18 protein-coding genes are annotated in these 20378 nt (G+C 36.5%); 13 read left to right on the forward strand and 5 right to left on the reverse strand.

What is annotated here, in order from left to right; all coding sequences use genetic code 11:
• Window positions 1-210: 210 nt before the first annotated feature.
• The 4 genes from BV60_RS0120095 (at window position 211) to BV60_RS0120110 (ending at window position 6371) form a co-directional block, all read left to right on the forward strand.
• Window positions 211-1380: an ABC transporter ATP-binding protein gene (locus tag BV60_RS0120095; protein WP_051656934.1), complete on the forward strand. Its 1170-nt coding sequence runs from the start codon at window positions 211-213 to the stop codon at window positions 1378-1380.
• A complete protein-coding gene (locus tag BV60_RS0120100) occupies window positions 1380-3518 on the forward strand; it encodes a Gldg family protein (protein ID WP_029324643.1) in 2139 nt (712 codons plus the stop codon). The genes BV60_RS0120095 and BV60_RS0120100 overlap by 1 nt, the downstream gene beginning before the upstream one ends.
• The gene (locus BV60_RS0120105) at window positions 3519-4067 is read left to right on the forward strand and encodes a DUF4340 domain-containing protein (RefSeq protein ID WP_029324645.1); all 549 of its coding nucleotides are present in this window, start codon (window positions 3519-3521) and stop codon (window positions 4065-4067) included. It abuts the gene before it with no gap.
• Between the two features lie 162 nt (window positions 4068-4229).
• On the forward strand, window positions 4230-6371 hold the full coding sequence (locus tag BV60_RS0120110) for an ATP-dependent helicase (protein WP_029324647.1): 2142 nt from the start codon (window positions 4230-4232) through the stop codon (window positions 6369-6371).
• Window positions 6372-6413: 42 nt separating this feature from the next.
• Here the strand turns inward: BV60_RS0120110 and BV60_RS0120115 are convergent, their stop codons facing one another.
• Both BV60_RS0120115 and BV60_RS0120120 read right to left on the reverse strand, forming a co-directional pair.
• Window positions 6414-7010 (reverse strand): TIGR04100 family radical SAM protein, encoded by a 597-nt coding sequence (locus BV60_RS0120115; protein ID WP_029324649.1) that lies wholly within the window; start codon window positions 7008-7010, stop codon window positions 6414-6416.
• A gap of 16 nt (window positions 7011-7026) precedes the next feature.
• Window positions 7027-7554 (reverse strand): TIGR04002 family protein, encoded by a 528-nt coding sequence (locus BV60_RS0120120; RefSeq protein WP_029324651.1) that lies wholly within the window; start codon window positions 7552-7554, stop codon window positions 7027-7029.
• Between the two features lie 315 nt (window positions 7555-7869).
• Between BV60_RS0120120 and BV60_RS0120125 the strand changes: the two genes are divergently transcribed.
• A complete protein-coding gene (locus tag BV60_RS0120125) occupies window positions 7870-9129 on the forward strand; it encodes an IS110 family transposase (RefSeq protein ID WP_029319159.1) in 1260 nt (419 codons plus the stop codon).
• Window positions 9130-9220: 91 nt separating this feature from the next.
• On the opposite strand, the gene BV60_RS0120130 is transcribed toward BV60_RS0120125, so the two are convergent.
• On the reverse strand, window positions 9221-10060 hold the full coding sequence (locus BV60_RS0120130) for a bifunctional hydroxymethylpyrimidine kinase/phosphomethylpyrimidine kinase (RefSeq protein ID WP_029324652.1): 840 nt from the start codon (window positions 10058-10060) through the stop codon (window positions 9221-9223).
• A 440-nt stretch (window positions 10061-10500) separates the two neighbouring features.
• Here BV60_RS0120130 and BV60_RS0120135 point away from each other — a divergent pair, with 440 nt between their 5' ends.
• The gene (locus BV60_RS0120135) at window positions 10501-11394 is read left to right on the forward strand and encodes a hypothetical protein (RefSeq protein ID WP_029324653.1); all 894 of its coding nucleotides are present in this window, start codon (window positions 10501-10503) and stop codon (window positions 11392-11394) included.
• Window positions 11395-11467: 73 nt separating this feature from the next.
• Here BV60_RS0120135 and nagA read toward each other — a convergent pair whose 3' ends face one another.
• Window positions 11468-12598, reverse strand: a complete 1131-nt coding sequence (gene nagA / locus BV60_RS0120140; protein ID WP_029324654.1) for an N-acetylglucosamine-6-phosphate deacetylase — start codon at window positions 12596-12598, stop codon at window positions 11468-11470.
• A 317-nt stretch (window positions 12599-12915) separates the two neighbouring features.
• Here nagA and BV60_RS0120145 point away from each other — a divergent pair, with 317 nt between their 5' ends.
• The 7 genes from BV60_RS0120145 to BV60_RS0120175 all read left to right on the forward strand — a co-directional run bounded on the left by BV60_RS0120145 (window position 12916) and on the right by BV60_RS0120175 (window position 19790).
• Window positions 12916-14304 (forward strand): TrpB-like pyridoxal phosphate-dependent enzyme, encoded by a 1389-nt coding sequence (locus BV60_RS0120145; protein WP_029324655.1) that lies wholly within the window; start codon window positions 12916-12918, stop codon window positions 14302-14304.
• Window positions 14305-14385: 81 nt separating this feature from the next.
• Entirely contained in the window at window positions 14386-15051 is a 666-nt protein-coding gene (gene aat / locus BV60_RS0120150; RefSeq protein WP_029324656.1) for a leucyl/phenylalanyl-tRNA--protein transferase, read from the forward strand.
• A gap of 17 nt (window positions 15052-15068) precedes the next feature.
• Window positions 15069-15683, forward strand: coding sequence for a hypothetical protein (locus BV60_RS0120155; RefSeq protein WP_051656935.1), 615 nt, complete (start codon window positions 15069-15071; stop codon window positions 15681-15683).
• Window positions 15684-15873: 190 nt separating this feature from the next.
• Window positions 15874-16290, forward strand: coding sequence for a hypothetical protein (locus tag BV60_RS0120160; protein ID WP_029324658.1), 417 nt, complete (start codon window positions 15874-15876; stop codon window positions 16288-16290).
• Complete coding sequence (locus BV60_RS0120165; protein ID WP_029324659.1) at window positions 16287-17060, forward strand: hypothetical protein; 774 nt, start codon at window positions 16287-16289, stop codon at window positions 17058-17060. The genes BV60_RS0120160 and BV60_RS0120165 overlap by 4 nt, the downstream gene beginning before the upstream one ends.
• Window positions 17057-18736 (forward strand): vWA domain-containing protein, encoded by a 1680-nt coding sequence (locus BV60_RS0120170; protein ID WP_029324661.1) that lies wholly within the window; start codon window positions 17057-17059, stop codon window positions 18734-18736. The genes BV60_RS0120165 and BV60_RS0120170 overlap by 4 nt, the downstream gene beginning before the upstream one ends.
• Before the next feature lie 79 nt (window positions 18737-18815).
• Window positions 18816-19790 (forward strand): DMT family transporter, encoded by a 975-nt coding sequence (locus tag BV60_RS0120175; protein WP_051656936.1) that lies wholly within the window; start codon window positions 18816-18818, stop codon window positions 19788-19790.
• Window positions 19791-19828: 38 nt separating this feature from the next.
• Here BV60_RS0120175 and BV60_RS23325 read toward each other — a convergent pair whose 3' ends face one another.
• On the reverse strand, window positions 19829-19996 hold the full coding sequence (locus tag BV60_RS23325) for a hypothetical protein (protein WP_156036261.1): 168 nt from the start codon (window positions 19994-19996) through the stop codon (window positions 19829-19831).
• Window positions 19997-20378: the final 382 nt, after the last annotated feature.

The following is a 20378-nucleotide window of genomic DNA, read 5'->3' on the forward strand; positions in this document are numbered from 1 at the left end:
CGCTAATAGAGTGGACACATTTTTTTCACACATAATTCTAAATTGTATCACAATAAAAATTTATCACAGTAGTACACTAAAATTCGTGCAAAGATATTTTAATCTAAGTAGATCATTGGGCAATGTATTAGCAAGCTTGGTGTGAGTTATGCATGTCTACTTGATGAGTGGACATATTTTTGTGCGAATTTTTACTGGGAGGAAAATGTTGTGATACAAGTAAAAAATATTGTTAAAACGTATGGTGATCATAAAGCAGTGGATCACCTGTCTTTTTCTCTTGAAAAAGGGAAAATCTACGGCTTTTTAGGTCCAAACGGAGCCGGTAAATCCACGACAATGAATATTATGACAGGATATATAGCTCCAAATGAAGGTTCAGTTACAATTAATGGACATGATATTTTGAAGGATGCAGAATCCGCTAAAAAACATATAGGGTATCTTCCGGAGATGCCACCATTATATACGGATATGACTATACGTGAATATCTTGACTTTGCGATGGAATTAAAAAAAGTACCTAAAAAAGAACGCAGAGATCAGATTTCAAAGATTTTAAAAATGACAATGCTTGGTGAATATGAAGACAGAGTGATACGTAATCTTTCCAAGGGATACAAACAGCGTGTAGGTCTTGCGCAGGCACTTGTTGGTTTCCCTGAGGTCATAATTCTTGATGAGCCCACTGTAGGGCTGGATCCACAGCAGATAATTGAGATAAGAAGTCTTATACGATCATTGAAAGAAGATCATATCGTTATTTTGAGTTCACATATTCTATCAGAGATAAATGAAGTCTGTGACGATGTAATGATAATATCTCACGGTAAGCTTGTGGAGCAAGGAACTCCTGAGGAACTTGAAGCCAAGTTTCAGGGAAAAGAACGTATCAATATGGCTATTCTTGGCAATCCTGAACTTATCAAAAGTACTTTGGAGGCTATTGATAGTATTTCTGATATTTCAATCTCAGAGGAACCGGATACACAAGGAAGCTATGAGGTATCTGTAACTAATGGCGAAGCAGGAGATATTCGTACAGATGTAGCCAAAGCTCTCGCACTGGCAGGTCTTCCGGTTCTTTCAATGGAAGTAGAGAAAAAAACATTGGAAGATGTTTTCCTTGAAGTTACAAGTCAGACACCTGCATATGATCAAAAAGAGAAAAAGCAAAAGAAACATTTTGCCGAAAAAAACACCATGCTTTCAGATACAGAAAAGAGCACTGTACCAGATGAAATGAGAACAGACCGAAAAGAAAAGAGTCTAATATCAGAAGCAAATGAGGAAAAAGATAGGCATTTGATAAGAGACGAGAAAGGAAACGAAGTAAATATAAATAGAGCATCTTTAGAAGAAGGGGAGGTTAACGAATAATGCTCGCAATTTTTAAAAGAGATTTCAAATCATATATGCACTCGTTTATCGGGCCGCTTTTTATTGGTGTAGTTGTTGCACTTTTTTCACTGTTTTTTATAATGTTCAATTTGCTTGGACTGTCAAACAATATAAATGGTGCTTTATATAATTTGGGATATTGGGGGTTGATGTTTACCATACCGATTTTGTGTATGAGGGCATTTTCTGAAGAGAGACGTAGCAAAACGGATCAGATGATTCTTACTGCACCTGTTTCGGTGTACAGTATCGTTATTGGGAAATTTCTTGCTATATCAACAGTTTTTGCAATTCCGACAGCATTATTCTGCATAGTTCCTGTTGTACTTACGAAATTTGGTACCATTCCGTTTATATGGAATTATACAAGTTTACTTGGATTTTTTCTTTATGGAATAATGCTGATAGCTATTTGTTTATTTATATCAAATTTGTCCGATAACCCACTTATCTGCGCGGTTATTTCAATAATAACAATTGTAATTTGTAATCTTAGTGTAAATTTTTATGATAAGTCAAATTCACAAGTTTTAAAAACCATTCTTGCATCAACCATTGATTTTTCTACAAGAATGGCAAATATGATGACAGGTAATTGCGATATTACATCTGTTGTTTATTTTATTACTGTGACAATTCTGTTTCTCTTCTTAACTGTGCAGATAATTCAAAAGCGCAGATACTCTGTCTCAAAGAAAAACTTTAGTATCAGTGCCTATAGTACCGTATCAATAATTGTAATGATAAGTGTTGTGATTGCTGCAAATATGGCAGCTTTGCAGATTCCGGATACTTTTAGAGAGATAGATGTTACAGCCCAGAATATATATTCATTATCGGACGCTACAAAAAACGTGGTTACAGGCATAAATGATGATGTGACTTTGTATTTTTTCGCAAAAGAAGATGATAATAATAACAGCACAAAGGATCAGGGGATTGAAAAAGTTCTAAAGCATTATACTGCTCTTAATGATCATATCAAACTTGAGTACATAGATCCTGTAATCAATCCGCAACTTGCAAAAAAATATACCGATAGTGATATTAATTATTCCAGCGTTATAGTTGTAAATGAAAATACAGGCAGAAGCAGGGTGGTTAACTATAATGATATGTATGAAACAAGTGTAAATTATCAGACGTATCAACAGACTGTAACAGGCTATGACACAGAAGGTGAAATTACATACGCTCTTCAGTATGTGTGCTTGCCTGAGGATAAATTAATGAAAGCTTATGTTGTAACCGGACATAAGGAAGGAAATTTTTCAGATTCTTTTAATGATGTTATTTCAAAAGATAACATGGATATCACAGAGATATCTTTACTGACAACAACGGAAATTCCTTCAGATTGCGATCTCCTGATACTGAATTCACCTGCTGTTGATTATAACGAGCAGGAGGCAGATGCGGTAATAAAATATCTGGATAATGGCGGCAATGTACTGATTACAACTTATTACCAGACAAACGGATCGCTTGATAATTTCGGGAAAATTCTGGATTACTATGGGGTGAAAGTGGAACCCGGAGTGCTTATGGAAAATGACAGTAACAGATATATTGCATCACAGACACCTTATTATCTTCTGCCGGTTGTAGGAAATGATGATATCACAAATGGTGTGAATTCCGAAACAACAGGTGCGGTATTCACTCCTCTTTCACAGCCACTTTCATATACGGAGAAAGATGGGGTGACAGTAACCGAGCTTTTGACTACATCTGATTCTGCTTATATTCAGTATTTATCAGCAAATGCTGAAGATAATCTTCAAATGAGTAATGCGGGGAAATGGGACATAGGATTAAAGGCTGTAAAAACACTTGATTCAGGATCTTCTACAGCAGTTATTTATTCTTCTGCTGATATGTTTACAGATCAGGCTGATCAGATGGTTCATGGAAACAACCTTATATTATTTGGAAATACCTTGAAATCACTTGTAAGTTTTGATGTTGAACTGGTTACAATTCCTTCTAAAGCGGCTGATTCACCGATAACTATGGCAGGGCAGACTGCGATATTCTTTATGCTGATTATGCTTTTGACGGTTGTTCTTATTTTTGCAAGCGGTCTTGGAGTATGGATCTCAAGGAGAAAGAGATAAATGAAGAGTCAAAAAATACAATTATTTATTTTATTGATATGTCTGATAGTTTTTGCTTCAGGTTATTTTGGATTGAAAGCATATAACAAAAGAGCGGAGGCTAAAGAAAGCGAACCTAGATATACGGCACTTTCCATTTCAGAGAATACAGATGTTACATCACTTAAAGTAGTAAATTCCAATGGTGAGTTTGAAGTGGTGAAAGATGGTGAAGAATGGAAATTTAAAGATTCCGATGAAGATATAGATGAAGATAAACTGGCAAAAAAAATAAATTGCATTAAAGGTATTACTTCAGATCAGATAATCGAAAAGGCTGACAACTTAGCTGATTATGGACTTGATAATCCTTCTATTATTATAACCGCTTCGCTTTCGGACGGAAGTTCACACAAAATCAAGGTTGGAAGCTACAATTCAGCCGCAAATAAGTATTATCTCAGCGTTGATGATGACAGTGTCGTATATACTGTTGATAGCAGTATACATACAAACTATCAATTTACTCTTGATGAGATAAAGACTAAAGCAGATAATAAAAACGATTAAATAATTAATAATTAACGGAAATATGTTTGTATGCTGAAGTTTTTTTAATGATGTGCTATCCTAATGTAGCTGTTTCATCAGTTTGTAGAACAGATATTAAGAATTCTGGACTAATTAACAGTAGTTTTTAACGTTAGTATTTACAAAGGGTAGACATTATTAATGACAGAAAATGATTTTTTAAGCAGATATATAAATCATCTTAGCGATCAGCAACTTGTTGCGGTTAAAACTGTGGATGGACCTGTGCTATTACTTGCAGTACCGGGCAGTGGCAAGACAACGGTGCTTGTAAACCGGCTTGGTTACATGCTTTACTGCAAGTCAATAGCTCCTGAAAACGTGTTGACACTTACTTATACAGTGGCAGCTACAAGGGATATGGCACATAGATTTGAGAATTTGTTTGGAGATGATTATTCTGGACGTTTGGAGTTTAGGACAATTAATGGGATATGTGCCAAAATCATAGCACATTACGGTAGAATTATTGGAAAAAATGCTTTTGATCTTATAACAGACGAAAAGATTATTGGCAAAATTCTTACAGAAAACTATGTGAGAATATACGAGGCATATCCTACAGAAAGTGATATAAAAAATGTTCGGACATTGATTACTTATTGCAAAAATATGATGCTTTCAAAGGAGGAAATTTTACAGCTTGAGGAAAAGGCAGAGACAGATATTTACGCAATTTATGAAGCATATAATAATGAACTGAAAAAACGGAAATGCATGGATTATGATGATCAGATGATCTATGCATACAGGATGCTTAAGTCATCATCTGAGCTATTAGCTTTTTACAGAAATAAGTACAGATATATATGCGTGGATGAGGCGCAGGATACGTCGAAGATACAGCATATGATAATATCACTTTTGGCAGGTTCAAGCGGTAATCTTTTCATGGTAGGTGATGAAGACCAGAGTATCTATGGATTCAGGGCTGCTTATCCGGAAGCGTTGCTTAATTTTGAAAAAGAACATCCGGGAGCAAAGGTCCTTGTGATGGACAGAAACTACCGTTCTAATGCTAATATTGTTACAGCTGCTGATCGATTTATACAGCACAATACAATGCGCCATGATAAGCATATGCAACCTACAAAAGAAAAGGCTTCAGAAATTAATTATATCAGGCTTAACAGTAGACGAAATCAGTATAATTATCTTTATAAGGCGGCTAAAGACATTGAGGTTCAGACAGCTGTACTTTACCGAGACAATGAAAGTATTCTACCACTTGTAGATATTTTTGAGCGAGAAGGTGTTCACTACAGAATAAAAAGTGTGGATATGGCCTTTTTTACTCATCGTGTTGTAATGGATATCGTAAATATTCTGAGTTTTTCTATGGATCCGTATAATAGTGAGCTTTTTATGAAGGTATATTTTAAGTTTCAAACATATCTGAAAAAACCGCAAGCTGAAAGACTATGCAGAATGGCACATGCTGAAAATGCACAGATTCTTGATATGGTAGAAGATACTGATATGATAAATGCAAGAGTTAAGGGCAAGTGCAGATCGTTGAGAACTCATTTGATGAATATGAGGCATGAAGCACCATATAAAGCTCTTACGAGGATTGAGCAATACATGGGTTATGGTGAATACATGGAGGATAATCACCTTGATACTAACAAAGTATTTATTCTGAAGATGCTGGCAGGTTATGAAGAAACGATTGACGGGTTTTTGCGAAGATTATTTGAACTACAGGAGATACTGAGGGACAAGGTACCGGATTACAAGGCAAAATTCATCCTATCAACAATTCATTCAAGTAAAGGACTTGAATATGACGAGGTTTATTTGATGGATGTCTGCGATGGTGTATTTCCGGATAAAGTTTTAGAGAATCCGGGTAGAGTATCACTTCAGGAGAAGCGTGATTATGAAGAAGAACGCAGAATATTTTACGTAGGGATGACAAGAGCCAGAAGTAAACTTAATATATTTACATATAACGATGAAGAAGCTACCTTTGTTAAGGAAATTACTAAGGTTTCTGAGAGCGAAAAAAAAGATATAAAAGAAACTGTTAAGAAAGCGAAAGCTTCTATAAAAAAGCAGTTGAAATCAGGTGCAAAGAAACAAAATGATTCTCAGCAATATCCTACTGATTTGATTATTGGTCAACAAATAAGGCAACCTAAATATGGAGACGGAATAATAACAGATGTTATGTATGACGAAGATAATGTGCCATCGAAGTTTTCTGTGGTGTTTGATGATGGAAATGAGAGACTTTTTGCATATCCGTTTGCTTTTGTTATGGGAATGACTCTAAAATAGTCATTCCCTTTTATATTTTTGAGAAATATTATTCATGTTATGTTAGGAAAAATGCCGTATTCTTAGGGCTATTCCGGTTTTTTTGGATAACTGTTTGCATTTTTCGATATCTTCTGCCGGAAGAACATCGACAATGGACCATTTCACATCTTTTATTTCCTTGTGGCATTTTGATGCAAAATCTACCATTTTATCAAATGCATTACTATATTTTGGTCTTGATACCTCTTCATATTTTTCGCTGTCAGGGGCATTTAAGCTTATAGAAATGCTGTCTATTACTTTCGATAGTTCCGGAACGATATTTCTGCCATTTTCTTCATTTCCGAGACCATTTGTGTTTAATCGGGTTTTTAGTCCTTTTTCTTCTTTGGCGATTTTTGCTGCTGAAAGAAGTATGTCCAGTGCACAGGTAGGCTCCCCATATCCGCAAAATACCAATTCATCAAAACCGGTAAAGTCATAATTTTTTATGGCATCTATGACATCTTTTTCAGTGGGATTTTTTTGATGCCATAGGGTATCTGCACTGCCTATTCCATCTTTAAGCGAGCGTATGCAGAATGTACAGCTGCAGTTGCATTTATTTGTAATGTTAGCGTACACTGAATTTTTGTATGTATATAGTATGTCTGCCATTCGTTGTATTGTCTCCTTAATTGTTGAATTCGAATATTGTTCTTTTTATGCCGGTACTGTCTAGAGCTGTTGCTGCAAGATAGAAAAATAGTGCGCTTCCACCGGACTGAACAAAGCTGCCTGAAAAAGCTGATATCAAAGCAGTTTTAGTTCCAAATAAAATCATTTCGGCAATATAATAACCTGTTGCTGAAATAAAGAATGATAAGAGGGGAGCAACCATGTTGCGCTTTGACAAAAGCTTGTTACTATGGCTGGAAAAGGGCAATACTATGAGCATTTTTATTATAATAGTGGGCAACATCCACATAGGTGCTGTAAGTAGATCAGCAAGACCACCGCCTAAAGCACCTACAGCCATAGCATAGGGAGTAGGAAGCATGGCCGCTGCCAGATAAATGATGGCATCTCCGAAATGTACATAGCCTCCATTAATCCCCACGGGGATATGGAAAATATATGCTGTAAAAATAGTTGTCAATGCGATAAGTACAGCAGTGAGCGACAGTAGTCGCGTTTTAGAGTTTGTGTTTTTCTTTTTCATACTTATTAACCGTCTTTCTGTGAAAGACACCAACGGGGTTATGAAACCCTGCGTCTTTCACCATCTTCTATTTTAAAGTTTCCTGTTTTATTCTTTGTTTGTAAGGCTGACACACTACAGAACACGTGGAGGTGAGTGGCGGGGCGGTATAGCGGCTACCTCGCATACTTATATGTTGTCGGTCATCTGTAAAGGCATCAACGAATGGCGCATAACGTAGCCCGTAAACTTATCTCTTCCGAAGTTGTCTCGATTTCGCCGGATGACCAGTCACTGTCAGCATTACAACGATAAAATTTGACAGGAGGTTATCTATTGGCATTTAAAATCTTTCGAAAGAACTGCTGTGGACTTGATGTCCACAAAACCTGGATCTTTGCATGCATTGGCATTACCGATGCAAATGGCCGCACTGAGTATTTTGAGAAAAGGTTCTCATCCTTCTCAAGAGGATTGCGTGAACTTGCTGAGTGGCTTACCAAGCATCATTGCATTGATGTCTGCATGGAATCTACCGGCAAGTACTGGATACCTGTTTTTAATATCCTTGAAAAGACTTGCAATGTCGTACTTGCTCATCCCAAATATACAAAACCACAAAAAGGTAATAAGACCGACCGTAAGGACGCAAAATGGATATGTGACTTATTCATGTGCGACATGATCAAGCCTTCCTTCATTCCACCAGCTGACATCCGTCATCTTAGAGATCTGGTGAGATACCGATTCAAGATTTCCTGTATGATCACAGGTGAGAAGAATCGCGCTCTTAATTGTCTCACAGTATCAAATCTTAAACTTGATGAAGTGTTCACTGATGTATTTGGAAAATCTTCCAGATCCATAACTGAATATATTCTTAAGCATCCCGGAGAATGTTTCGATGTTTCTCCATTTGTTGACAGACGATGTAAGCATCCAATTGAAGAAATCCAGGCTGCCGTTGATGGTGCAATCTGTGAAGAACAAGCAATCAAGCTTCGCCAATGTCTGGATCACATAGATGAGTTAGAGAAACACAAGAATGAAATAGAGCGGGAAATCTTTCGTGTTTCTGATCCATACAACGATGCTCTTGCCCTGATTCGTACAGTTCCGGGTTTGGATAAAAATCCATTCACGGCAATACAGATACTTTCAGAAATAGGTGGCGATATGTCCGTCTTCCCCACAGACAAGCACCTTGTTTCCTGGGCTGGCTGCTGTCCACGCAATGACCAAAGCAATTTCAAAATCAAATCCACTAGGATTTCCCGTGCTGGTAGTTATCTTAAACCAGTATTGGTGCAAGTTGCAAATGCTTTGATCAAATCCAAGAAGCATCCTGAAATCACAGAACGTTATCGCCGTATTAAATCACATCGTGGTCACAAGAAAGCCATCATTGCCATCTGCCGTATGCTCCTGACCGCTATCTGGCACATACTCACAGATCTTAAGTCCTATACCCATGATGGTTATCTTATTCAGAAGCCTGCTGAAGAGAAGAAAACTCTTACAACAACTCAGGCTCTCAATCTATTGAAGTCCAGAGGTTTTATCATCAAAGATGATCTTGCAGAAGTGACATCGTAGATCTTTAGCCTAAATATTTAATTTTTCGACCACCTCCAGGTGGTTTATTTGTCATGCCCTAAACTTTATTCCTATCCGCTACCTCTCTGTTTCAAACTTTTGTTCCTCCTTGGTTTTTGACTAATATTTTTTCAAAATCTATGCCGTAATTTCGGTCTACAGATTTGGTAACACTAGTGGCATTACTGATAAATTCAGTAGCATTAGATACGGCTTCGTATATTGTATTTCCGTTAAACAAATATCCTAAAAGCAAAGCAGCAAAAGTGTCGCCTGTTCCGGAATAACTTAAGCCGTTATATTTACAAGGAATGATTTCTGTATTGCTTTGTGAAATGACAAGATTACTTAGCTCGTTTTTGTTAGTTTGAATGCCCGTAACAATAATAGATTGATGAGAGGATATCCTTATTTTTTCAACAATATCTAGGATATTTCGGAGCTTGTCTTTTTTATCTGCATCGTTAATAAGCTGATTTGGATTTATGCCTGCAAGAATGCACAATTCTGTGAGATTAGGAGTTATTATGTCTGCATCGTATGTTAGCTTTTTAATTCTGGAAAGCATTCCGTTTGAAAAATTTGAATAGTATTTGCCGCCATCGCCCATAACAGGATCGACCAGTAAAAGAGTATCTTTTCTTTTGAATGATTTTACAAAATCAATAACATAGTCTGCTGATTGTTTATGCGGCAAATAGCCTGTTAAAATGCCATCAAAGCAGGCATCCATTTTTTCCCATTCTTCTTTAAAACGCTTAACCAGGTCACCGGTATCATGCATGTAATACGAAGAAAAACCTGTCTGTCCGGAATATATAGCTGTTGGAACAGGACAAACTTCTATTCCCAATGCCGACATTATAGAAATATCTGCCAAAAGTGAACATTTTCCAAATCCCGATAAATCATTTATTGCTGCAACTCTCATAATCAATTATTTCTCCAATCCCCAAACGCATCTATTAACCATGTTTTTTGCTATTTACGTGCAAATATATTGTATTTTTGGATATATATAAATATCCAAAAATGATATTTTGTATATGACCAGATTCACGGGTTGAATTATTGTCTTTCGAATAAAAAATATAATATTAACTATATATAGTGAATAGTCATGCAATTTGAAAGTGATATTGGATATATCTTTCAGAAACGATTGTTTTTTATGTTTTAGCTACTATGCAGTTGAGAATGAAACTTATAAAATATAAACATAAAAGAGATGAAACAATCTCTACCTTCATTGGAAAAAACATAGAGGCCAGACGGCGTTGGGCAGTGGATTCCTTCCCGGTGTTGTCTGGTCTCGCCAATTAATCTGATATAATGTTCTGATGAAATTTCTATTTAGCCGGAGGGCATCACATGATGGTTTATTATCATTTACCGGGTTTATTTGAGTTTTATGATTTTTACAAAATTTTTCTTTCCCTTTTTCGAAGACACAGAGAATATTTTTATGATTGGTGTGAGATAGGTTCAATTTATGGGGCACCGGGTGATTGCATTTGGGGAGGCGGACGTGTTGGATATGGAGATGAGGATCCGGAGAATATAATATCTTTAATGAGAGAATATGGCATATCAGCAAGGCTCACATTTAGTAATTCTCTGCTTCGAAAGGAGCATCTTTCAGATAGAAGATGCAACAGCTTGTGTGAGTTATTTCAAAAACATAATGATGTAGAAAACGGAATCATAATACACTCGGACCTGCTTCTTGAGTATCTGAAGGATGCATATCCGGGATTTTATTTTGTATCATCAACAACGAAGGTAATAACGGAGTTTAGGTATTTTTGTGATGAATTAAACAGGGATGAGTTTCGATATGTTGTTCCGGATTTTCGTCTAAATAAAAAATATGAAAAACTCAATGCCTTGAATGATGCACAAAAGCAGAAAGTGGAATTTTTGTGTAATGAATGTTGTTGGTTTGATTGTTATGATAGAAAAAGATGTTATGAAAACGTAAGCAGAAAAAGTCTTGGTGATATTTGTGAAGACCATATCTGTGTTTCACCTGATTCCGGAAAAGGGTATCGGTTTTCAGATGCAATGAAAAATCCGGGTTTTATTTCATTAGATGATATTCAAAAGTTATATGTGCCGCAAGGATTTTCAAACTTCAAGATAGAAGGCCGTAGTTTAGGAAGTGCCATAATCCTTGAATTTCTGCTGTATTATATGACAAAAACCGAGTATATACTTAATGTGAGAGAAGAAATATATTTAGATAGTACGCTGGATTTATTCTAAAAAATTCTGAAATTTCAATATTATTTAGCTATAAAATACGTTATTAAGAATATAAAATAATTAAATTACAATATTACAATATTATTCCTTTATTGATGATGCATTTAATATTCATGTCGGTGTCAATTAAAAGGACATTTGCGTATTTTCCGATAGAGAGACTGCCAAAATCTTTATCGATTCCTATAGCTTTGGCAGGGGTTTCAGATGCTGCCCTTACCGCGGCTTCAATTGGAATATCCATGTTTTGAACTGCATTTTTCATGCAATCGAAAAGATTTGTCACAGAACCGGCAATGGTGCTTTCATTATTTGTTAAGGTGGCTTTGTTACCACAAACGGTTACACTCTGACCTCCGAGATGGTATTCCCCGTCAGGAAGACCCGTAGCTTCCATACTGTCTGAAATAAGACATACTTTGTCTTCATCAAACATATCAAAAACCAATCGAACAATTGCAGGATGAATATGAATACCATCTGCTATGATTTCAATTTCAGCATTACATTCTTTTGCAGCTACTATAGGACCCGGATTTCTGTGATTAATTCCGGGCATGGCATTAAATAGATGCGTCATATGCCTTGCACCGTTATGAAAAGCCAGTATTGCCGTATCATAATCTGTATTTGAATGGGCCAGGGAAATATTTACTTCTTTGGAGTATTCTTTTATAAAATCCATGCTCCCGGTAAGCTCAGGAGCCATATCCAGAAGTTTAATGAGATTACCGCTGTCCTTTTGCAATTTTTCATAAAAATATCCATTTGGTAGTTGTAAAAAATCAGGATTTTGAGCGCCAACTTTATAGGGACTGATAAAAGGACCTTCCATGTTGACACCTACGAAAGTAGCTGCTGAGGGATCAGAGTTTCTGGTTTGATAGTATTTTTTTGCTGTTTTCATTATTTCTGACAGCTTATTTTCACCATAAGTCATAGTGGCGGGACAAATAGCAAGAATACCATGTTGCGCCTCATATTTTGCTATGGTAGAAATTCCTTCAATATCGCTGTCACAAAAATCATTGGCGACAGCGCCATGAAAATGAATGTCTACAAGTCCGGGTATGGCCAGTAATCCATCAGCATCTAATACCATATCGTCATTCGAAAATGGAGAAATACGGTCTTCATCAGTATAGATAGTACCTTCCTCAAAAACATGATTATCTGTATATATTTTCGCACCTGTGATTTTCATAATAATTAGCCTCATCCCAAAAAGGTTTTATATGACATAATCCCCGTTTTAATGTCGGCTTTGTTTACCGGTGATATATTGCGTACTTAGACGATATCGGGGGATAGGATTTATGGTTCTATTTGTATAAAGTTTAGTTCTGTTTTTCCTATTTTACAAGGTTTGAAAGGTCGTAAAACAATAATGAAATCACATATTAAATAAAAAAATAAGATAAGTGACGTTATTATTTAGAAAATAGGGAGATTTGTCCTTTAATATTGACTATAATGTAATAAATAAAACGACAGATAATATGAAATAGAAAGGATGCAGACATGAGTAGCAAAGAAAAAATACCTTACAAAATCTATCTGGAAGAAGATGAACTTCCGAAGCAGTGGTATAACGTGAGAGCAGATATGAAAAATAAACCTGCGCCGCTTCTTAATCCTGCTACAGGAAAACCTATGGGATTTGAAGATCTTCAACCGGTTTTTTGTGATGAGCTAATAAAGCAGGAACTTGACGATACTACTGCTTATATTGATATACCGCAGGAAATTCAGGATTTTTATAAGATGTACAGGCCATCACCGCTTGTAAGAGCATATTGTCTTGAAAAGGTGCTTGGAACACCTGCAAAGATTTACTATAAATTTGAGGGAAATAACACTAGTGGAAGCCATAAGCTAAATTCAGCTATAGTTCAGGCATATTATGCTAAGAAACAGGGACTTAAGGGTGTAACGACAGAAACCGGTGCAGGACAGTGGGGAACAGCTTTATCCATGGCATCGGCTTATCTTGATATTGATTGTAAGGTTTATATGGTAAAAGTATCATATGAACAAAAGCCTTTCAGGCGTGAAGTTATGCGCACTTATGGGGCAAGCGTTACTCCATCCCCTTCAATGGATACGGAAATTGGAAGAAAGATAAATGCGGAGCATCCCGGAACAACCGGAAGCCTTGGATGTGCTATTTCAGAGGCAGTGGAAGTTGCGACAAAAACGGAAGGCTACAGATATGTTCTTGGAAGTGTTTTAAATCAGGTTCTGCTTCATCAGTCAGTTATAGGGCTTGAAGCAAAAGCTGCGCTTGATAAATATGGAATTAAGCCGGATATCGTTATAGGTTGCGCCGGAGGAGGTTCTAACCTTGGTGGACTTATTTCTCCGTTTATGGGAGAAAAACTTAGAGGTGAGCAGGATTATAGGATTGTGGCTGTTGAACCTGCAAGCTGTCCAAGCTTTACCAGAGGAAAATTTGCATATGATTTCTGCGATACGGGAATGGTTTGTCCACTCGCAAAAATGTACACACTTGGTAGTAACTTTATACCGTCTGCAAATCATGCCGGTGGCCTTCGTTATCACGGAATGAGTCCTGTTTTATCGCAGTTGTATCATGATGGTTACATGGAAGCGATATCAGTTGAGCAGACATCTGTTTTTGAAGCAGCTGAGCAGTTTGCTCGAGTAGAGGGTATTTTGCCCGCACCCGAGAGTAGTCATGCAATCAGAGCAGCTATTGATGAAGCACTTAAGTGTAAAGAGACAGGCGAGGAAAAAACTATTTTATTTGGTCTTACCGGAACAGGATATTTTGATATGGTGGCATACCAGAAATATAATGATGGAGAAATGACAGATTATATTCCAACAGATAAAGAGCTGGAAGAGAGCTTTGCCAAATTACCAAAAGTGGACTTTACACAGGAATAATTTAAACGCCAACAGTTATGTATTTTTACTTAATGCAAGATAATGAGATTCCGGACAAAAAGGAGTGTATAAGGGATTATTATGCCAATTTACAGGCTTAGCAATAAAAAAATAATGTTTCCCGATCCAAGTCTTGCAGAAGCGGATGGTCTTTTGGCAATAGGTGGAGATCTGTCTGTGGACAGGCTGATGCTTGCTTACAGTAACGGGATTTTTCCATGGTATTCGGAGGGGGATCCTATTCTTTGGTGGGCACCAAGAGAGCGGTTTATTATTCGTCCGCCCAAAATACATGTATCTCACTCAATGAGGAAATTTATGCGGAAACACGAGATATCCATAAGGATAAATCGGGATTTTTCAGAAACTATGCATCGGTGCAGAGTAAAGCGTGAACATGAAGAAGGAACATGGATAACTGACGATATGGAAGTCGCATACAAAAGGCTTTGTGACAATGGTTTAGCTCTTAGCGTGGAATCTTATATAGACGGTGATTTGGCGGGTGGATTATATGGAGTAAGCCTTGGAAGATGTTTTTTTGGAGAGAGCATGTTTTCTGATTTGGAAAATGGATCAAAAATTGCTCTGATACTATTTTCAAAGGTGCTTGAAGAAAATGAATATGTAATGATTGACTGTCAGTTTGAAACCGAGCATTTAAAGAGCATGGGTGGAGAAAAAATAAGCTTTGATGAGTATAGGAAACTCCTTGAAGAAGGGCTATATACAAAGAATAGGGAATAGGGATAAGAGGTGGAAGAGTGGCGGCATATTTTTCTATAGTATCAGAATGTAGCAGGGATCATATCTACGCTGATATACTACAGGATTTTTATAAAAAGCTTTCATCAGCGGGAATGCAAATTCTGAGTGGATATTGGCAGTTTATGGATATGCCAATGGAAGAGATAATAGCAATAAATCAAAAAAAGCTGGAAGACAATTATGAACTTGGATTTGATGAAAATGCAGATAATGACTATATTCAGGTTATGTATGACTTTTGTAGCTTTTCTGAAGTTAGACTGTTTATCATGAACCATCCCGATGAAGGAATATTTACAATTCATATCATAATACCTGAAGATGACCTTCTTACAATAAGTGACGGACGGATAATTTATGATCAAAAGAAGATCAATCCTTTAAAAGATCTTTCAGTAAAGTTATGGGAATTACCTTTTGTTGATATTATTCAGACCAGCCTTGAATTATCTGATGATATTGAAACAAAGGGAAAAATAAAAAATGGAGCACCGTTGGCAGTGGAGCCATTTGCAATAATACCAGATGTTATGAATGGCGCTATCCCCACGAATTGTAATAGGGTACCGGTTTCTCATGACGGAATTCTTGTAACTTTATCAAATTATTAAAGAACAGATAAATATAACCAATCGGCACCATCCGCAGAGCGTGTGGTGCTGATTTTGGATAAAGCTAAATTCTATTTTTTTTAAAGCGCGGTTTAGAAAGTAGTAATACACTCTATTGGATAAACAATAAAAACAATAATTGCTGTATAATTAAAATCACATAGAGTATTAAAGGAAAAATAAAACAGTTATGAATACCTTATTAGGGAAAAAAATAGCCGATATACCGTACGAAATTCAGACTTTGCAGAAATCCGTACAGGATATTCTGACCGGCATTTCCAAGTGGACAAAGGATGAGGATTATGTACAACTGAGACTTCTTATACCAAGGCTTATACAGTTGTTATCAAGAATTGATAAGCTTGAGGAGGAAGTTGATGGCTATATGGAAGCAGTTAAGACAGATTCTGATGCTAATTTAACGGTTGTTACATTGGAACAACAAAAACTATTGATTGTACAGGAAAAGCAAATTATCCAAAAGCTTTTGGATGATGTATCATTATCAACGAAAGTTATAGAAAGCTCAGAAAAGGAAGTGCTTGCAGGAGAAATTCTTGAAAGGTGTAGAGAGTTGGAGATTTCAATGAGGAAAATGAAATGAGCGGACAGGGGATGGGAAATAATAAATACAGCGGAATGATGAAAATATCAGGAGTGATACTTGTGACAGCCTGCTTATTAAAGGCTGTGGTATTACTTTTCAAGGATACTATCATAGTGTATTCAGGGATAAGAATGTATGGAGTTCTTAATTCAATAACCGGTATTATACTTTTGGTCAGCGGAGTTGTATTTGCTGCAATCCTGATAATTCTTGCATCATCTTACGCAAAAGGCAGAAAAGAAGAAATAATCAGGGAAGTTCAAAATGATAAAGGGCCTGACCTTAAGATGAAAGGAGAACTTGATCCGGTCAGAATAAGAGAAAACCTTAAGGAAAAATCGTCGGATTGGAATGGTGATGCTCATATTTCAGAGGCACTTAATGCAATTTATGTAAATATGGATGACATGGATGGATATCAGGCTAAGCTCAAGGAGCTTCTTGATAGCAATGGTGCAGATGCTTTAAGAGATACTGAGGAAGTATTGGATAAAGTAGAACAGCATATATGTCGTAATGTAAGAAAACTTATCAATATTATGATAGTTCTTGACAGTAGAAGCGAAAATGACAAATCACTCATGCTTGCTACAACCAAAAAATGTACGGAAGATAACAAAAAGCTTCTTGATACAACAAGGAATTTTATGATGGCTGTCAGTCAGTTCCTTAATTCCCAGGGAGAAGATGGCGGTACGATAGAAGAGGTTGAGAGCTATAAAAAAATACTTACAGACCAGATACAAGAGGGAGGAATCTATAGATGAAGAAAAGATTACTTTTACGCATAGTCGCAGTTACGATGTCTACTGTAATGATTGCAGGCTGTGGCAACAGTGTCTATACCGAAGGCACTGTCAGCAAGCTTACTGAGGATGAGGCAAAAAAAGAGCTGACATCCCTTATGACAAAGGTTGATGTTACAGAAAACAAAAATCCTGTATTGGACATATATTCGGAGGATGTGGCTGAAGCTGATACACTTGCCGATATTGATACTTTTCCTGTTACAGTACAGGGTCATGGAACGATAAATCTTGAAGTTGCAGCACCTTCTGAATTTTCGGGATCGGCACCTGATGATTGGCTAAATGAGGTGGCTGATAAATTTAACAAGTCGGGATTTACATCCGGAGGAAAAGATGTGTCCGTAACGGTGAGAAAAATCTCATCAGGAGAAGCTGTGACCTATGTATCAAATAATGCCTATAAGCCTGATATTTATATACCCAGCAACGAAGCTCTTGGAAAAATGCTGGATGCTTCAGGTTATAAATCAGAAATGCTGACTGACAGACTTGCAGGTAATACTGCAGGAATTCTCATGAAGAAAGATGTTTATGAAAAATATACTGAAACTCATGGGGATGTTACCGTAAAGGGTGTTCTTGAGGCAGCAAATGCCAATGAGCTGAAATTTGCCTATACAAATCCTTATACGAGTGCGACCGGATTAAATATTCTTACTGCAATGTTATCGGCATTTGATGCAAATGATCCGCTATCAAGTACAGCTACGGAAGCGTTGCTTGAATATCAAAAGACTTCACCACCCGTAGCATATACTACAGGGGTTCTCAGAAATCAGGCAGCAAAGGGAATTATTAATGCCATGGTTATGGAGGAACAGGCCTATATCAACACACCGGAGCTTAAGAATTATGTTTATACACCTGTTGGTATAAGACATGATCATCCTGTTTATTTCTTTGATTGGGATGGGGATTCGGATAAGAAAGATGCTGCAAAGCAGTTTGTTGATTTTTGCCTTCTGCCTGATATGCAGAAACTTGCGACAACTAAAGGTTTTAATCTTCATAACGATTATGTATCTCAGGATATAGGTATGACCGGCGCAGATTATATAGCTGCGCAGAAAGTTTGGAAACAGAACAAGAATGGTGGAAGACCGATTGTTGCTGTTTTTGTAGCAGATGTATCTGGATCCATGGACGGAGAACCTCTTAATTCCTTGAAGCAGTCACTTATCAGTTCATCGACATATATTAGTTCGGATCATCATATTGGACTTGTTAGCTACGAGAATGATGTAACAATAAATCTGCCGATTGCTCAGTTTGATGCAACCCAGAGAGCATATTTTTCCGGGGAGGTAAAGAAACTACAGGCTGGTGGTGGAACTGCTACTTATGATGCTGTACTTACAGGTATGCAGATGCTTGAGGATTATGCAAAGGATATTCCGGATGCCAAGCTCATGCTATTTGTACTTACAGATGGAGAACAAAACGCCGGATATTCATTATCGCGAATTACTGATGTGGTAGGAGGACTTAAGATTCCGGTCTACACTATTGCGTATAATTATAATGATGTAAAAGATTTGGAAACTCTTTCTAATATAAATGAAGCTGCACAAATCAAAGCCAACAGCGATGATGTTGTAAACCAGTTAAGAAATCTGTTTAATGTTAATTTATAAGGACGATCAGAACAGTAGATAGCGATATCGCAAAATATTTCTATATGGAAAGATCGGAAGACCTATATTACATATAATTATGATAAACAAAAAATCAATCTGGGAGTGGTTCCCTGTAACCTGTATGGTAGCCTTTTTCTGCTGTGTGTTATGGGGAAGTGCTTCACCTGCTATTAAAATTGCATATGATATTTTTAGCATTGGCGCAGACGATACTGCTTCCAGATTGATGCTTGCGGGGGCACGTTTTTTTCTTGCCGGAATAATGACAATTGCATTTGGGTCGTTTATAGGAAAAGGTTTACTTATACCGGGAAAAGAGGCATTTAAATATATAGTTATATTGTCCATGTTTCAGACAGTAGGTCAATATTTCTTCTTTTTTATGGCACTCGCGCATATAACAGGTGTACGAGGTTCAATCATAAATGCTTCCGGGAATTTTTTTGCCATACTTTTTGCTGCATATCTGTTTCATTTTGAAAAATTTACATTGAACAAGTTGATGGGTTGTGTGGTTGGTTTTTTAGGTATAATACTTATATTTGGTGGTTCTGACGTTTTTGAAAACTCAGGTGGAATATCACTTTATGGAGAAGGTGCTATGCTGCTTGCCGCAGTTTTTTATGCCCTATCTTCATGTTGCATAAAAATATATGCCCGTAATGAGAATCCCGTTACTTTAAGTGGATATCAGTTTATGTTTGGCGGTGCAGTATTGTTTCTTGTAGGATTTTTAGGGGGAGGGCACCTGATTTTTTCAAATGTATCATGTGTGCTCAATCTGTTCTATATGGGGTTTATTTCAGCAGGAGCTTATACGCTATGGGGAATACTGCTTAAGCACAATCCCGTTAGCAGAGTTTCGATTTTAGGATTTATGAATCCTGTCATGGGGGTTATTCTCTCAGCATTATTTCTTGGGGAAAACAAGGAAGCATTTTCAGCAACCGGACTAGCAGCATTGATAATGGTTGTTATAGGAATTATTATTGTTAATAACGATAAACAGTATGGTATTACGCGTAAAAAAATAAATCATTCTGAAAATTGACAAATTCATTTCTCAGATATTTTTTCAGGGCCAAATTGTCACAAAAAAAATATTGGAACACATAAAAACAGAGCTACGGTAAATACTACAATCCCGATAGTGATAAATCTGTTTCTAAGTGTGGAGACATCTGTATATTTACCATTATATTCAATGGCATCTATGATTGTTGTATTTTTCTTATGAAAAAAATTCTTCTTATTCACAACAAATACCCATACAAAAATAAAAACAAAATAATATATGAATCTTATTTTCCATATGATAAGTCATATTTGTGTTCAAAATGGGGAAATATAATTAAACCATTATAAATTTTGTGAATGATCTCATTATTACTTGTTTCTGAGTTTTAGATTATTTTTATAAACAAACTTTGTATAACAGGCTGGTATTTTGCCTTTTTTGAAAGAGAAAAAGTGTGCAAATTGTGTGATATACCTCTTGCTATTATCTATATATCAACAGACGAAAGATTTCAAAAAATTGGCATATTAAGGAGGAATTCACGATGAAAGACATTTTTAAAATAATAGAAGAAATGCTTGAAGAGTACTATGTAATGTTTAGATGAATTATAAATGTAAT

Source organism: Butyrivibrio sp. AE3004, from assembly GCF_000703165.1.
In the GTDB taxonomy this organism is placed as follows: domain Bacteria; phylum Bacillota; class Clostridia; order Lachnospirales; family Lachnospiraceae; genus Butyrivibrio.

What these genes read in the sequence shown, in the direction of transcription:
- BV60_RS0120130 (WP_029324652.1), bottom strand. Translation starts at nt 10,060, where the DNA reads ATGAGAGTTGCAGCAATAAATGATTTATCGGGATTTGGAAAATGTTCA.
- BV60_RS0120165 (WP_029324659.1), top strand. Translation starts at nt 16,287, where the DNA reads ATGAGCGGACAGGGGATGGGAAATAATAAATACAGCGGAATGATGAAA.
- BV60_RS0120170 (WP_029324661.1), top strand. Translation starts at nt 17,057, where the DNA reads ATGAAGAAAAGATTACTTTTACGCATAGTCGCAGTTACGATGTCTACT.
- BV60_RS0120145 (WP_029324655.1), top strand. Translation starts at nt 12,916, where the DNA reads ATGAGTAGCAAAGAAAAAATACCTTACAAAATCTATCTGGAAGAAGAT.
- BV60_RS0120100 (WP_029324643.1), top strand. Translation starts at nt 1,380, where the DNA reads ATGCTCGCAATTTTTAAAAGAGATTTCAAATCATATATGCACTCGTTT.
- BV60_RS0120175 (WP_051656936.1), top strand. Translation starts at nt 18,816, where the DNA reads ATGATAAACAAAAAATCAATCTGGGAGTGGTTCCCTGTAACCTGTATG.
- BV60_RS0120110 (WP_029324647.1), top strand. Translation starts at nt 4,230, where the DNA reads ATGACAGAAAATGATTTTTTAAGCAGATATATAAATCATCTTAGCGAT.
- BV60_RS0120115 (WP_029324649.1), bottom strand. Translation starts at nt 7,010, where the DNA reads ATGGCAGACATACTATATACATACAAAAATTCAGTGTACGCTAACATT.
- BV60_RS0120160 (WP_029324658.1), top strand. Translation starts at nt 15,874, where the DNA reads ATGAATACCTTATTAGGGAAAAAAATAGCCGATATACCGTACGAAATT.
- nagA (WP_029324654.1), bottom strand. Translation starts at nt 12,598, where the DNA reads ATGAAAATCACAGGTGCGAAAATATATACAGATAATCATGTTTTTGAG.
- aat (WP_029324656.1), top strand. Translation starts at nt 14,386, where the DNA reads ATGCCAATTTACAGGCTTAGCAATAAAAAAATAATGTTTCCCGATCCA.
- BV60_RS0120105 (WP_029324645.1), top strand. Translation starts at nt 3,519, where the DNA reads ATGAAGAGTCAAAAAATACAATTATTTATTTTATTGATATGTCTGATA.
- BV60_RS0120120 (WP_029324651.1), bottom strand. Translation starts at nt 7,554, where the DNA reads ATGAAAAAGAAAAACACAAACTCTAAAACGCGACTACTGTCGCTCACT.
- BV60_RS0120135 (WP_029324653.1), top strand. Translation starts at nt 10,501, where the DNA reads ATGATGGTTTATTATCATTTACCGGGTTTATTTGAGTTTTATGATTTT.